This is a genomic window from Mycobacterium shunyiense (genome assembly GCF_058270035.1).
Window position 1 is genome coordinate 291,144 of record NZ_JBZDPT010000022.1, and the last position, 13,820, is coordinate 304,963.

The following is a 13,820-nucleotide window of genomic DNA, read 5'->3' on the forward strand; positions in this document are numbered from 1 at the left end:
TTCGGGCACGTTCTCGGATAGGGGAGAGTCAGTGACGGATCAAGAGCCACAGTTGACGGCGGGCCAGAAGGCCAAGCTGTATCTTCAGGCCGCAGGCGCGTTCGCGCGCAATCCCAATGCGCTGGTCGCTCTCGTGAAGTACAAGATGGCAGAGCGGAAGTCGGCCAAAGAAGCAGGCTGACACGGCGTCACGGTCAGGCCGCGCCCGATTGGCGTGCGGCCTGACCCAGCATTTCCACACCGGTCGCGATCTGGTCCTCGGTCAGGTTGGCATACCCGAGGATCAGCCCGGGGGGCGCGGTCGCCGGATCGGCGTAACAGGGCCCCAACGGCTCCAGTCGGATACGTGACTCGGCGGCGCGTCGGGTCAGCTCCTCGAGCGGGAATCCTTCCGGAAATCGCACGGTCAGGTGCACGCCTGCGGCCGCGCCGAGAACCTCGGCCTGGGGTAGGTGCCGCGACAACGCTGTCAGCAGCGCGGCGCGGCGGGCCGGATAGCGTCGGCGCATCTGCCGTAGGTGACGGTCGTAGCCACCGGAGGTCAGGAACTGGGCGAACGCGATCTGATCCATCACCGAGCTCCCGGTGTCGGCAAGGCTTTTGGCGGTTCTGACCCGCTCGATCAGGTGGGCGGGCAACACCATCCAGCCGATGCGCAGCCCCGGGGCCAAGGTCTTACTGGTCGAGCCGAGGTACACCACCCGGTCCGGCGCGACTCCCTGCAGAGCGCCCACCGGCGCCCGGTCGTAGCGGTACTCGGCGTCGTAGTCGTCTTCGATGATCAACCGCCCGGGCTGGGCCCATTCGAGAAGTGCGGTGCGCCGGACGGCCGAGAGCACCACCCCTGTCGGCGATTGGTGGGCCGGAGTGGTCAGCACCGCCGTGGCATTGCCGGCGGCCAGTGCGGCGACGTCGATACCGTTGTCGTCCACCGGGATCGGGACCGGCTCGACACCGTTGTGGCGCAGGATCATCCGGTGCAACCAGAATCCGGGATTCTCTGCCGCGATCGGCCCGTCGAGGCATCGGGCCAGCAGCGCGACGGCTTGGGTTGCGCCCGAGCACAACACGATGCGGCGTGGATCGGCGACCACGCCGCGGGTACGGCGCAGGTAGTCGGCCACCGCGCTCCGGGCGGCCGGCAGCCCGTGGGGCGCCACGTAGCCGAATGCGCTGGATTCGATCTCGGCCAGGCCCTGGCGCATGGCCCGTAGCCAGGCCTGACGCGGGAAGCTGGCGAGATCCGGTGAGCCTGGCGCGAAGTCGATGTCGAAGCGGGGGCGAACGCGGTCAGGACCGAAGCTGCCGGAGGGGGCGGCGTCGACGGCCGCGACCCGGGTGCTGCCGCCCTGGCTGCTGTGCAGGAATCCCTCTGCCGTCAGTTGCCCGTAGGCCTCGACCACGAGCCGTCTCGACACTCCGAGGTCGGCGGACAGGACACGGGTGGACGGCATCCGGGACGCCGGAGCCAGCCGACCGGAACGGATGGCATCGCGCAGTCCGTCGGCGAGTTGACGATGCAGCGGCGCCTTGCTGCCCCGGTCGAGTTCGACCAACAGCTCCGGACCCGAACTGGTACCCGAATCTGCCATGGAATTGGAGCCTACTCGGAGACCACTGCAGCGTTAGCGTGATGACATGGCCAATGCCGCGCCGCCGGTGCCGCAGACCCGGCGCTACCCCGAAGTGGTCCTCGCCGTGTTCGGCGCCTACTCGGTGATCCTCGGTCTGTTCATGTTGTTCGCGCCGGGCACATTCTTCGACACCCTTGGCGCGTTCGGCACACGCAACGATCACTACATCCTCGACAACGCCTCGTTCGAGTTACCGCTCGGGCTGATGATGCTGGCGGCGCTGAAGTGGCCGCGTTGGCGCGTGCCCACGCTGGCCTTCGCCACCGCGCACTGGGTCCTGCATTCGTTGAGTCACCTGATCGACACCAACCACGCCGCAGGCAACTGGGTGGGTTGGTTGGAAGCTGCGGGTCTGGTGCTGACCACGGTGCTACTGGCAATTGCCTTACGTATCAGCATGTCCGACCAGAAATTCAACGTAGAGGCAGGAGAACCATAGATGCGTGTCCTGGTGGCGGGTGCAACCAGTGTCCCGGGAATCCCGTTGCTGCGGGAGCTCACCGCACGCGGTCACGAGGTGATCGGGGTGACCCGCTCGTCGGGCAAGACCGCCCAGATCTCCGCCGAGGGTGCCAAACCGGTGGTGGCCGACGTCCTCGATACGGGCCAGATCGACGCGGTGCTGGCCGAATTCGCACCGGAGGCGGTGGTGAGCCTGCTGACCACACTGCCGAAGTGGGGTCCGAAGCGCCCCAAGGACTTCGGCCCCGCCACCGAACTGTGGAGTCGTGGGGCGCCGAACCTGGTGGCAGCGGCCCAACGTGCGGGCGTGCGCCGCGTGGTCGCGGAATCGGTCATCTTCGCCTACGGCTATGGCGCAGACGGGCCGCCCCGGATCGACGAGAGCGATCCCTACCCGGGGCCGCCACCGCCGCACGGCGCCGAGTTCCTGGAGGCGCTTCGTGGCATGGAACGCACGGTGTTGAGCTCGGGTGAACACAGCGGCACCGAGGGAATCGTGTTGCGCTACGGCGTCTTCTACGGGCCTGGGGTGATCCACGACGAACTGTTCCACCGGCTCGCGAAGTGGTGGGCCCTGCCGGCACTGACCGGTCCGGGAGTCCTGTCCTGGGTACACATCGACGACGTCGCCCGGGCCACCGCCGACGCCCTCGACAGGGGCCGGGGCGGGCAGATCTACAACATCGTCGACGACCGCCCGCAGTCCTTCGGCGACTACGCCAGGGAGCTCAGCCGCAAGCTACACAGGCCGCCACCGGTGCCGATCTCGCACCGGCTGGTAGGACTGGTCGCCTCGTACCCGGCGACCGCGTTCGGGCAGGCGTGGCTTCCGCTGTCGAACGCGAAAGCCAAGGCCGAACTCGGCTGGACGCCTATTCCCCGGTGAACTGCGGCGGGCGCTTCTGGAACATCGCGGTGACCGCCTCGGCCAGATCCTTGGACGGCAGGAACGCCGAGTTCCACGCGGCCACGTACCGCAGGCTCTCGGCCACCCTGGCGGTGCGCTGCTGGTCCAGCACGTCCTTGACGCCGGCGACGGTCAGCGGCGGGTTGGCGGCGATCTCGTTGGCAGTGGCGTGCGCCGCCGCCAATGAGGCATCGGCGTCGTCGTACACGTCGTTGACCAGACCGATGCGCGCGGCATGCGATGCGTCCACGTCTTTACCGGTCAGAACCAGCTCGCGCAGGTGCCCGTCCGACAGGATCAGCGGCAGGCGGGCCAGGCTGCCCACGTCGGCGACGATGGCCAGCTTGGTCTCGCGCACCGAGAATTTGGCGTCGGTGCTGGCGTAGCGGATGTCCACCGCGCTGATCAGGTCGACGCCGCCGCCGATGCACCAGCCGTGGATCGACGCGATGGTGGGGGTGCGGCAGTCGGCGACAGCGGTGATGGCGCCCTGCATCCTGCGCAGGGTGGTGTGGAAATCGGCCCGGGCCTTCGCGCCGGCGTCCAGTCCCGGCATCGTCGCGCCCATGGCAGGCAGGTCCAGGCCATAGCTGAAGTTCTTGCCCGAGCCGGTCAGCACGATCGCGCGTACGTCCGGGTCGGCGTCGAGAGCACCGAACACGTCGGGCATCTCCGCCCAGAACGCCGGACCCATCGCGTTGCCCTTGCCGGGACCCAACAGCGTCACCTGGGCGACGTAGTCCTTGATCTCGACGGAAACGGACTCGTACGTGTCAGACATGGAGTGGACACTACCGAGTATGGATGAACTCGATAGCGCCGAGGCCACCCTCGACGTGCTGCAACGCGTGCTGAGCGGCATCACTGCGGACGATCTGTCCCGTCCGACACCGTGTCGCGAGTTCGACGTGGCGGGGCTGACGGACCACCTGCTGAACTCCATCACCCTGATCGGCTCTGCGGCCGATGCGCAGCTCCCCGAACGCAACCCAGACACCTCGGTGGAGGAGCAGGTGCTCAGCGCGGCGCGCCCGGCCGTGGCGGCTTGGCGCCGACGCGGAGTGGACGGCACCGTTCCGTTCGGTCCGGGGGAGGCCCCGGCGCGGATGATGGCCCGGATCCTGTCACTCGAATTCCTGGTGCACGCCTGGGATTACGCCGCGGCCACCGGACAGACGGTCGACGTGTCGGATGATCAACCGCAGCGTGTCCTGGAGTGGGCGCGCGGAATCATCACGCCCGACGGGCGGGTGCGCGCCGGGTTCGACGATCCGGTCGAGATCGGCGATGGGGCGCCGGTGTTGGACCAGCTGCTGGCCTTCACCGGCCGCCGGCCGCAGGGTTAGACGCGCTGCAGGTAGAAGTACAGGTAGCGAGCCGCCCCCGAGGTGGTGTCGACCGCGCCCTTGCCGTTCATGATGCCGACGACGGTGTTGTCGTCGACCACCTTGAAGTGGTCGTGCACGGGACGGCCGTCGTAGACCATGGTCGCGGTCACCTCGCCGCGGAACTCCTCCAGCCACAGGCTGGCCTCGCCGTTCATGGCCTCCGTGTTGGAGAACTTATTGCCCTCGGCGTCCAGGCACACGAGCGGCTGGGCCTCGGCGGCCGACCGGAACGTCTTGCCGAACCAGTTGAGCCGGTTCATGAATCCGTTCGCCTTGTGGCCGGTCTGGAATTCGCCGCCCTTCCACTCGCCGAGCATGAAGTCGATGCTCGCGGGCCGCAGCAGCGCCCAGAACGCGTCGAGTTCGGCGTCGGGGATCTGACCCTCGCGGCTGACGAATCCGTCGAACGTGCCGCGTACACCGTTCACTTCGTCTCTCCTGTCCGAGTCCCGGCGTCACCCGCGATCCAACGCGTGGCGAATTCCAGGAAGGCGTCGTTCTCGTGCGGGGCTCCGATGGTGACCCGCACGCCGTCCTCACCGTACGGGCGCACGATGAGGAGGTTGTCGGCGGCCCTGGCCACGAAGTCCAGCGTGCGTTCGGCCAAAGGTAACCAGACGAAGTTGGCCTGCGACGGTGGGAGCGTGAATCCGGCTTCACGCAGGGCCGCGCTGACGCGGATGCGCTCGGCGACGACAGCGTCGGTGCGGGCCAGGAGTTCGTCGGCGGCCTCCAGCGAGGCGATGGCCGCGGCCTGGGACACGCTCGTGGCGCTGAAGGGCACGTAGACCTTGCCCAGGGCGGTCACGATCTCCGGATCGGCGACGGCGTACCCGACCCGCAGACCGGCCAGCCCGTAGGCCTTCGAGAAGGTGCGCAGAACAACGACATTGCGATGCGAGCGGACCAGACCGAGGCTGTCGGGCAGCAGCCCGTCGCGGATGTACTCCACGTAGGCCTCGTCGAGCACGATCAGGATGTCGTCGGGCACCGCCGCCACGAACCGGGCCAGCGCCTCGGGTTCGACGACGGTGGAAGTCGGGTTGTTCGGATTGCAGACGAAGATCAGCCGAGTGCGGTCGGTGACCGCCGCGAGCATGGCGTCGAGATCGTGAGTCTCGTCACGCAACGGCACCGGCACGCCCGTCGCGCCGGCGGTGCGGATCTGCAGCGGATAGATCTCGAAACTGCGCCATCCGTACACGACTTCGTCGCCGGGAGCGGATGTGATTTGTATCAACTGCTGGCACAGGCTCACCGAACCGCAGCCGACGGCGATGTTCTCTGGCGCGAAACCCACGTGCTTGGCCAGATGTTCGCGCAGGTCAAGGTACCCGTTGTCGGGGTAGCGGTTGATGTTCTCGGTGGCTCGCACGATCGCCTCGCGCACGCTGGGAAGCGGCGGATGCACGGTTTCGTTGCTCGCGATCTTGATTGCGCCTGGAACTGTTTTGCCTGGTGCGTACGCCGGGAGGTCGGCCATTTCGGGGCGCAAACGGATACTCACTTGGCCAGAATAGGGGAGGCTGTGTACTGTGTGCCCTCGGCGGTTTCGGGCGACAGGACGGAGTCCGGTACCCTCACAGAAGTTCGAAGGAGGCGTGCCAGAGCGGCCGAATGGGACTCACTGCTAATGAGTTGTCCCCCTTACAGGGGACCGGAGGTTCAAATCCTCTCGCCTCCGCCACGGTTGACTTGTCAACCGCACAACTGAATAACGCTAGGCGCCCGTAGCTCAACGGATAGAGCATCTGACTACGGATCAGAAGGTTAGGGGTTCGAATCCCTTCGGGCGCACTCTGAAAAAGCGAGGCGTGGTCTGCGGACCGCGCCTCGCTTTTTTTCGTCGAGATCCACACCAGGGCTGTGCTTCTTGCGAGACAGCGACCCTGGCGTCGATCTCGGCGACTACAGGGGCGAAGCCTCAGTCGGAAGCGACGGCGGTGGCGATGTCGACCGCCATCTCGCGCAGAACGTCGTCGGTGACGAACTGACGCGCGCTCTGGCGGTCCAGCCGCAGCACGGAGACCAGTAGTTCGATGTGGCCGGCCACCTGGACCCGGGCGAGTTCGGGCGGCAGATGCAGCCCGTGCAACTCTGCGAGGAACCCGCGCAGCACGGTGACGCGATCGTTCATCCACGGTGACCGGCCGGCCACCGTGGATGTCGAGCTCTTCAGCTGCCCGATGTAGCGGCGCTTCCGCGGCTGCTCGAACGCGCCGTGGTGGGTCTGACGCGCCGATTCTGCGGGACGCGTGCGCGCGCGCACCCGGATGTCACCGTGTGGTGAAGCGCATCCGGTGAATGCCGCCGTGCGCATGACCTTGGCGGTTGCCATGGCGTGTCTGTGACCCATCGTTCCCGTACCTGCCGACAAAAGTTGTTTGCCAGTTAACTTTACGGGAACGTCTCAGGTTCAGCTCAGGTTCGGGCCCGGGGTCTCAGTTCCAGAGCACCGCGATCGCCGACGCGAGCAGGGGTAACACGCCCGCGGCGATGAAGAGTGCCATGACCGGTTGGCCGCCCGCTCGACGCTGCCGTGCCGTGCCGATGCCCAACACCGCACCGAGCGCCACCAGGATGACCAGCTTGGTGCCGATCTTGGGGTAGTTCAGCACGATGCCGGCGGGCCAGGGCGCGGCCAGTGCCATGCCGGTGACGAGCGACAGCACCATGCCGTAGGTCATCACCGGGGTGATCAGGAAGCGTCGGGCTGCGGCCTCGGTGATCCAGGCGCCGACCATGACTGCGAAACCGATGAGATGCGCATAAACAACTACGTTGCGTAGTAGATCCATGGTCGGAGTGTAAGCGGTACGAGATCCCGGGCTCACCGGTATCGGTCACGTAGGCTCGGCTGGCATGCGGCTGCTGCTGATCGCCGATACCCATGTCCCCAAGCGCGCCAAGGATCTGCCGGCTCAGGTGTGGGAGGAGGTGGACCAGGCGGATGTCGTTGTCCACGCCGGTGATTGGGTCGACCCCGCACTGCTCGACGCGCTCAGTTCACGCGCGGCGCACCTGATCGGCTGCTGGGGCAACAACGACGGGGCCGAGTTGCGCAGGCGACTACCCGAGCGTGCCGACGTGACGCTCGACGGGCTGCGATTCACCGTCGTGCACGAGACCGGTGCGGCCACAGGTCGGGAGGCCCGGATGGCCCGCGACTATCCCGGTACCGACGTCCTGGTGTTCGGCCACAGTCACATCCCCTGGGATACCACCGCGAAAACCGGTCTGCGCCTGTTGAATCCGGGATCGCCGACGGACCGGCGTCGCCAGCCGTACTGCACGTACATGACGGCACGTATCGCCTCGGGCGTGTTGTCGGACGTCAGCCTGCACACGCTGGATCGGCCGTGATGCGGCTAGCTCGCCTCTCCCGTGCAGATCAGCTCTATGTGTTTGGTGGCCCAATCTCCGAGTGGTTCAAGGGATTCGAGTAGCTCCCGGCCCGCGGGCGTCATGGAGTACTCCACCCGCGGCGGAACCTCGTGATAGCTCTCCCGATGTACGACGCCGTGCCGCTGGAGTTCCTTGAGGTGCTGGGTCAGCATCTTCTGGGACACCCCGGGCAGGCTTCGGTGCAGTGCGTTGAATCGTTTCGGGCCTTCCTGCAGCTCCCAGAGGATCAGCGGTTTCCATTTGCCATCCACCACGGCGAATGCCGCATCGAGTCCGCAGGTGTACTTGCCCAGTTGGGCCATCGAAGATTCTCCCTGCTCAGGGCCAATAGTTTCGAAAAAGTAAGTATCCCACTTTTAAGTGGGTACTTGTCGGGTGGTCAGTGTCTCTCCAACGATGGTGGCATGACAACCACACGCCATACGATCAGTTTTCTCGGTCTCGGTGAGATGGGTTCAGCCCTGGCAGACACCGCCGTGAAGGCGGGCCACCCCACCGTCGTCTGGAACCGGACCGCTGCACGGACCGCCGCACTCGTCGAGGCAGGAGCCACCGCTGCGGCAGATCCGGCTGCGGCGCTCGACGCGGACGTGATCGTGGTCTGCCTGTTCGACCAGGCTTCGGTGCGTGAGGTTCTCGAACCCGTCGTGGACCTGCTGGCCGGCCGCCGTGTGGTGAACCTGACCACCACATCCCCAAATGGTGCGCGCGAATTGGCTCGCTGGGTTGCTTCCCACGGTGCCGACTATCTGGACGGCGGCATCATGGCGACGCCGGAGATGATCGCGACGCCGCAGTCGGCGATCCTCTACAGCGGCTCGGCCGCCTTGTTCGAAGACCATCGCGAGCTCTTCGAACTGTGGGGCAGCACTGAGTACTTCGGGGACGATGCGGGCCTGGCGTCGCTGTATGACCTGGCGCTGCTGTCGGCCATGTACGTGATGTTCGCGGGATTCGCACACGGAGCCGCCATGGTGGGAGCGGCCGGAGTGCCTGCGAAGGAGTTCGCCGCCCGCACGGCCGCGTGGCTGCCGGCCCTGATGCCCGCGATCGCCGGGTACGCGACCGTCATCGACGGTGGCGACTACTCGGTACCCGGCCAGCAGAGTCTGCACTTCTCCGATCTCAGTGACATCGTCGACGCCAGCCGGGACCAGGGGATCAGTACCGAAGTCGTCGACATGGTGCAACGGCTGATCCACCGGCAGATCGAGGCCGGCCACGGCAACGACGGCTTCGCCCGCATCATCGAGAGCATCAAGAACAGGGCGGCCGCATGACCACCACCGTCACCGTGCTCGGTCTCGGACCGATGGGCCAGGCGCTCGCGAGCGCGCTGGTGGCTGCGAAACACCGCACTACCGTGTGGAATCGGACAGCGGCCAAGGCCGACGCGCTCCGTGCCCGCGGCGCGCTGTGGGCCGACACACCCGCGCTGGCGGCCGCGGCCGGCGACCTCGTCCTGGTCAACGTCGTCGATCAGTCGGCCGCAGACGCGGTGCTGACTGCGGCAGGCGACGCACTCGCGGGCCGGGCGGTCATCGGATTGTCCTCAGATATCCCCGATACGGCGCAGCGCACCGAGGACCTGGTGATCGCACGCGGCGGACGTTATCTGGACGGGGCCATCATGACGCCGACCGACACCATCGGAACCCGCAGCGCGAGCATTCTTCTCGCCGGGCCGCGCGACGTGTTCGACGCCCACCGGGAAGTGCTCGAGGCGTTGGCGACGGTCAGCTGGGTCGGCGCAGATGTGGGTCGGGCCGCGGCCTTCGACATGGCCCTGCTCGATGTGTTCTGGACCTCGGTCAGCGGGTTCGTGCATGCCCTCGCGATGGCGGGTGCGCATGGCATCCCACCCACCGAGTTGCTGCCGCACGCGAACAACATCGCCGCGATCCTGCCGCCGATCTTCGGCGAGATCGCCGAACGCGTCGAGGACGACCGTCACGGCGACGCCGGCGCCTCGGTGTCCTCGGTGGCCGCCTCGGTGCGGCACCTGATCGCTGCGTCGCAGGCGGCGGGTCTGGACGCAGGCGCGCTGGAAGCCTTCCGCGGTTACGTGGACGCGGCGGTCGACGCGGGGCACGGGGGAGACGAGATCAGCCGGATCATTCCGGCAAGCGTGACCGTGCCGTCACTCTGAAGTGGCAGGCTCGTCGGTATGGAGCAGAAGCCACCGGCCGCCGTCATCGACGCCGCCCACCGCGAGCACCTGGCGAGCCTGCCTTTCGATGACACGCGCGACTTCGACGACACCGACCGCGGTTTCATTGCCGCGCTCGACCCGTGTGTGGTGCGAGCGGCGGACGGAACTGTGGTGTGGGACAACGACGTCTATGCCTTCCTCGAAGGTGAGGCGCCGCCGTCGGTGCATCCGAGCCTCTGGCGCCAGTCGCAACTGTGCGCCAAGCAGGGCCTCTATGAGGTGGTCGAGGGCATCTATCAGGTGCGCGGGTTGGACATCTCGAACATCAGCTTCATCGAGGGCGATACCGGCGTCATCGTCATCGATCCGTTGATCTCCACCGAGGTGGCCGCGGCCGCGTTCAAGCTGTACCGCGAGCATCGCGGGGACCGGACCGTGGTCGCGGTCATCTACACCCACAGCCACGGCGACCACTTCGGCGGAGTCCTCGGCGTCACCAACCAGGCCGACGTCGATGCGGGCAAGGTCGCGGTGCTGGCGCCCGAGGGATTCGTCGAACACGCGGTGCAGGAGAACGTCTACGCCGGCACCGCGATGACCCGTCGCGCCACCTACCAATACGGCGGGCGGCTGGACCGCGGGCCGCAAGGCCAGGTCGGGTGCGGGCTCGGCCAGAGCACGTCCACTGGCGAGGTCGCGATGATCGTCCCCACCATCGACATCTGCCGCACCGGTGAGACCCACACCATCGATGGCGTCGAGATCGAGTTCCAGATGGCGCCCGGGACCGAGGCGCCCGCCGAGATGCACTTCTACTTCCCGAAGTTCCGCGCGTTGTGCATGGCCGAGAACGCCACCCACAATCTCCACAATCTGCTGACCCTGCGCGGTGCTCTGGTACGTGATCCGCACGGCTGGGCCGGGTATCTCACCGAGGCCATCGACACCTTCGCCGACCGGACCGACGTCGTGTTCGCCTCGCACCACTGGCCCACATGGGGCCGGGAACGGATCGTGGAATTCCTTTCGCTGCAACGGGATCTGTACGCGTACCTGCACGATCAGACGTTGCGCCAGCTCAACCAGGGCTACACCGGCATCGAGATCGCCGAGCAGTTCCAGTTGCCGCCCGCGCTGGAGAGGGCCTGGCATGCCCGCGGTTACTACGGCTCGGTCAATCACAACGTCAAGGCGATCTACCAGCGCTACATGGGTTGGTTCGACGGCAACCCGGCCCGCCTGTGGCCACACCCGCCCGAAGCGCTGTCACCGCGCTACGTCGACGCGATTGGCGGCCCTGACCGGGTTGTCGAGCTGGCCGGCAAGGCCTTCGATGAAGGTGATTACCGCTGGGCGGCAACACTTCTGGATCATGTGATGTTCACCGATGCCGAGCACGCCGCGGCCCGCGCGCTCTATGCGGACACGCTGGAACAGCTCGCCTACGGTTCGGAGAACGCCACGTGGCGCAACTACTTCCTCTCCGGCGCTCTTGAGTTGCGTGAGGGCAAGTTCGGTACGGTCGGGCAGGTCACCGCGCCGACGATGCTGGCCCAGTTGAGTCCCGAGCAGATGTTCGACGTCCTCGCCATTAGCCTCAACGGGCCGCGGGCCTGGGATCTCGACCTGGCCGTCGACGTGACGTTCCTCGACACAGCGACGAACTACCGCGTGACGGTCCGCAACGGGGTGCTGGTCTACCGCAAGGCCGACGCCGACGCGGCGAGTGCGCTGACCACCGTGAAGCTGGCGAACAAGCTGCGACTGCTGGCCTTCGCCACCGGCGACGCCACGTCACCGGGCCTCGAGGTCACCGGTGACACCGACGCCCTGCCGTCGCTGTTGGCCGCTCTGGACCGACCCGACCCGGACTTCAACATCGTCACGCCGTGAGGTGAACAGAACTTTACATATATAGACACGAGGTAAAAACTCGTAACTTGTATTGACAAGTTGCGGTGATGTGGACCACAGTGTCCGCATGGGAAAACACAGCTACGACGTCGTGGTCGTGGGTGCAGGCATCGTCGGCCTGGCGCACGCCTATCACGCGCATCAGCGGGGACTGAGCGTCGCCGTGGTCGATCACGCCGACGGTGTCGTCGGCGCGTCGGTCCAGAACTTCGGCCACGCCTGCATCACCGCGCAGTCCGGCGTCGCGCGGGATTACGCCCGCAACGGCCGGCAACACTGGCTCGACCTGTCCCGCAAGGCGGGGTTCTGGTCGGCCGAGTCGGGTACGTTCTGCGTCGCCCGCCACGACGACGAGCTCGCGGTGATGGATGAGTTCGCCACCACCCGCGAGGACGGCGAGGTGCGCCTACTGAGCCGCGAGCTGCTCCTCGAGAAGATCCCGGTGGTGCCGACCGATGTCACCGGCGGCATGTACCTGCCGAATGACCTACAGGTCGATCCGCGTACCGCCGCCCCGTCGATCGCTCGGTGGCTCGAATCCGAGGGCGTCGACTTCCATTGGCGTACCGCGGCTTCGGGGTTCGAACCCGGCGTGGTGCACACCTCGCGCGGGCCGCTGCATGCGGGCACGACGTTCGTCACCGTCAACTACGACGTCGACCGGTTGTTCCCCGAGCTGGCCGAACGTGACGGCCTGCTGCGCTGCCGGCTCCACATGCTGCGGGCTCGGCTGCCGCTGGCCTTCGCGCTGCCCGCACCACTGTTCACCGGCTGGTCGCTGCTGAGGTACTCCGGATTCGAGGGGCTCCCGAGCACGCCGGCCGTCGCCGATCGGTTGCGCGCCGAGCACCCCGACTACCTCGCGATCGACCTGCATCAGATGTACACCCCGCAGCCCGACGGCTCACTGCTGATCGGCGACACCCACTATCGCGACATCTCCGCACCTCCGTTCCAGTCCGAAGAGGGATTTGCCGTCCTTCTCGACGAGGCCCGGAAACTGTTCGGCGTCAATGACATCGAGGTGACCGAGCGCTGGCAGGGCGTCTACACCTCGGCGCCCGGGCAGGAGTTCCTGGTCGAGCAGCCCATCGAGGGCACCCACGTCGTCACCGTCACCACCGGTATCGGCATGACCACCAGCATGGGCCTGGCCCACGCCGGCGTCGGCAACGCGCTGGACCGACTCGCCGCCACCGTCTGAACGATCCAAACCGAAGGGATAAACCAATGGGTACCAAAGCAACTGATCCGATCAGCCTCGTCGTCTTCGACATGGCCGGCACCACCGTCGAGGACAGCGGGCTGGTTCAGCAGTCGTTCCTGGCCGCCGACAGTCATGCGGGTCTGTCGAAGACCGACGCCGACCGTGAGGAGATGCTGCGCTACGTCTCCGACACCATGGGCCAGTCCAAGATCGTGGTCTTCCGGCACCTGGCCAAGGGCAACGAGGAACAGGCGCAGGCCGCCAACAAGGAGTTCGAACGCTGCTATGCCCAGCTGGTCTCCGAGGGTAACTGCAGCCCGATCCCCGGCGCTGAAGATGTCATTACATCTTTGCGGTCCAGTGGTATCAAGACCGCGCTGACCACCGGGTTCGCCCATGAGACCCAGTCGGCCATCATCAATGCCCTGGGCTGGCACAACTTGGCCGACGTGGTGCTGTGTCCGTCCCCGGGCGTCCGCGGCCGGCCGTACCCGGACATGCCGCTGACCGCGCTGATGCAGACCGAAACCGATTCGGTGCGTTCGATGATCGTGCTGGGCGACTCCTCCTCGGACGTCATCAGTGGGCTGCGTGCCGGCGCGCGAGCCTCGATCGGCGTGCTGACCGGAGCCCACAACCGGGCTCAGCTGTCCGAGGCCGGCGCCACCCACATCCTCGACAGCGTCGCCGATCTCCCCGCTCTGGTGGCAGCCCTCCGGTAGTCCGCCACCCTCCACCGCCCCCGCGGCGG

General features: G+C 66.8%; 17 protein-coding genes and 2 tRNA genes. 12 read left to right on the top strand and 7 right to left on the bottom strand.

Annotation, left to right across the window (positions count from 1 at the left end):
• Positions 1-31 precede the first annotated feature (31 nt).
• A complete protein-coding gene (locus AC4ELS_RS16490) occupies positions 32-181 on the top strand; it encodes a hypothetical protein (RefSeq protein ID WP_499048173.1) in 150 nt (49 codons plus the stop codon).
• Between the two features lie 13 nt (positions 182-194).
• Here the strand turns inward: AC4ELS_RS16490 and pdxR are convergent, their stop codons facing one another.
• A complete protein-coding gene (gene pdxR / locus AC4ELS_RS16495) occupies positions 195-1,592 on the bottom strand; it encodes a MocR-like pyridoxine biosynthesis transcription factor PdxR (protein ID WP_499048175.1) in 1,398 nt (465 codons plus the stop codon).
• A 46-nt stretch (positions 1,593-1,638) separates the two neighbouring features.
• On the opposite strand from pdxR, the gene AC4ELS_RS16500 reads away from it, so the two are divergent.
• Both AC4ELS_RS16500 and AC4ELS_RS16505 read left to right on the top strand, forming a co-directional pair.
• The gene (locus AC4ELS_RS16500) at positions 1,639-2,073 is read left to right on the top strand and encodes a hypothetical protein (RefSeq protein WP_064847794.1); all 435 of its coding nucleotides are present in this window, start codon (positions 1,639-1,641) and stop codon (positions 2,071-2,073) included.
• Entirely contained in the window at positions 2,074-2,982 is a 909-nt protein-coding gene (locus AC4ELS_RS16505) for an NAD-dependent epimerase/dehydratase family protein (protein ID WP_448446212.1), read from the top strand.
• Here AC4ELS_RS16505 and AC4ELS_RS16510 read toward each other — a convergent pair.
• Complete coding sequence (locus AC4ELS_RS16510) at positions 2,969-3,784, bottom strand: crotonase/enoyl-CoA hydratase family protein (RefSeq protein WP_448446214.1); 816 nt, start codon at positions 3,782-3,784, stop codon at positions 2,969-2,971. The genes AC4ELS_RS16505 and AC4ELS_RS16510 overlap by 14 nt on opposite strands.
• 19 nt (positions 3,785-3,803) lie before the next feature.
• On the opposite strand from AC4ELS_RS16510, the gene AC4ELS_RS16515 reads away from it, so the two are divergent.
• Complete coding sequence (locus AC4ELS_RS16515) at positions 3,804-4,349, top strand: TIGR03086 family metal-binding protein (RefSeq protein WP_448446216.1); 546 nt, start codon at positions 3,804-3,806, stop codon at positions 4,347-4,349.
• Here AC4ELS_RS16515 and AC4ELS_RS16520 read toward each other — a convergent pair.
• Both AC4ELS_RS16520 and hisC read right to left on the bottom strand, forming a co-directional pair.
• Positions 4,346-4,819 (bottom strand): DUF4334 domain-containing protein, encoded by a 474-nt coding sequence (locus AC4ELS_RS16520; RefSeq protein ID WP_064885863.1) that lies wholly within the window; start codon positions 4,817-4,819, stop codon positions 4,346-4,348. The two genes, AC4ELS_RS16515 and AC4ELS_RS16520, sit on opposite strands and share 4 nt — an antisense overlap.
• The gene (gene hisC, locus AC4ELS_RS16525) at positions 4,816-5,898 is read right to left on the bottom strand and encodes a histidinol-phosphate transaminase (protein WP_448446219.1); all 1,083 of its coding nucleotides are present in this window, start codon (positions 5,896-5,898) and stop codon (positions 4,816-4,818) included. The genes AC4ELS_RS16520 and hisC overlap by 4 nt, the downstream gene beginning before the upstream one ends.
• Positions 5,899-5,986: 88 nt before the next feature.
• Here hisC and AC4ELS_RS16530 point away from each other — a divergent pair.
• Positions 5,987-6,078, top strand: a tRNA-Ser gene (locus AC4ELS_RS16530).
• A gap of 37 nt (positions 6,079-6,115) precedes the next feature.
• Positions 6,116-6,188 (top strand) — tRNA-Arg (locus AC4ELS_RS16535).
• Positions 6,189-6,315: 127 nt separating this feature from the next.
• Here AC4ELS_RS16535 and AC4ELS_RS16540 read toward each other — a convergent pair.
• Complete coding sequence (locus AC4ELS_RS16540; protein ID WP_110916783.1) at positions 6,316-6,729, bottom strand: hypothetical protein; 414 nt, start codon at positions 6,727-6,729, stop codon at positions 6,316-6,318.
• 103 nt (positions 6,730-6,832) lie between these two features.
• Positions 6,833-7,189: a hypothetical protein gene (locus AC4ELS_RS16545; RefSeq protein WP_064957322.1), complete on the bottom strand. Its 357-nt coding sequence runs from the start codon at positions 7,187-7,189 to the stop codon at positions 6,833-6,835.
• A 64-nt stretch (positions 7,190-7,253) separates the two neighbouring features.
• Between AC4ELS_RS16545 and AC4ELS_RS16550 the strand changes: the two genes are divergently transcribed.
• Positions 7,254-7,754, top strand: coding sequence for a metallophosphoesterase family protein (locus AC4ELS_RS16550; protein WP_064885855.1), 501 nt, complete (start codon positions 7,254-7,256; stop codon positions 7,752-7,754).
• 5 nt (positions 7,755-7,759) lie between these two features.
• Here AC4ELS_RS16550 and AC4ELS_RS16555 read toward each other — a convergent pair whose 3' ends face one another.
• Positions 7,760-8,098: a winged helix-turn-helix transcriptional regulator gene (locus AC4ELS_RS16555; protein WP_499048181.1), complete on the bottom strand. Its 339-nt coding sequence runs from the start codon at positions 8,096-8,098 to the stop codon at positions 7,760-7,762.
• A gap of 102 nt (positions 8,099-8,200) precedes the next feature.
• Here AC4ELS_RS16555 and AC4ELS_RS16560 point away from each other — a divergent pair, with 102 nt between their 5' ends.
• The 5 genes from AC4ELS_RS16560 (at position 8,201) to AC4ELS_RS16580 (ending at position 13,791) form a co-directional block, all read left to right on the top strand.
• A complete protein-coding gene (locus AC4ELS_RS16560; RefSeq protein WP_499048183.1) occupies positions 8,201-9,076 on the top strand; it encodes an NAD(P)-dependent oxidoreductase in 876 nt (291 codons plus the stop codon).
• Positions 9,073-9,945: an NAD(P)-dependent oxidoreductase gene (locus AC4ELS_RS16565; RefSeq protein WP_499048185.1), complete on the top strand. Its 873-nt coding sequence runs from the start codon at positions 9,073-9,075 to the stop codon at positions 9,943-9,945. The genes AC4ELS_RS16560 and AC4ELS_RS16565 overlap by 4 nt, the downstream gene beginning before the upstream one ends.
• 18 nt (positions 9,946-9,963) lie before the next feature.
• Complete coding sequence (locus tag AC4ELS_RS16570) at positions 9,964-11,841, top strand: alkyl/aryl-sulfatase (protein WP_499048187.1); 1,878 nt, start codon at positions 9,964-9,966, stop codon at positions 11,839-11,841.
• Positions 11,842-11,929: 88 nt separating this feature from the next.
• Positions 11,930-13,066, top strand: coding sequence for a TIGR03364 family FAD-dependent oxidoreductase (locus AC4ELS_RS16575; RefSeq protein ID WP_064957318.1), 1,137 nt, complete (start codon positions 11,930-11,932; stop codon positions 13,064-13,066).
• Between the two features lie 26 nt (positions 13,067-13,092).
• Positions 13,093-13,791, top strand: a complete 699-nt coding sequence (locus AC4ELS_RS16580; RefSeq protein WP_064885845.1) for a phosphonatase-like hydrolase — start codon at positions 13,093-13,095, stop codon at positions 13,789-13,791.
• The last annotated feature ends 29 nt before the right edge of the window (positions 13,792-13,820 follow it).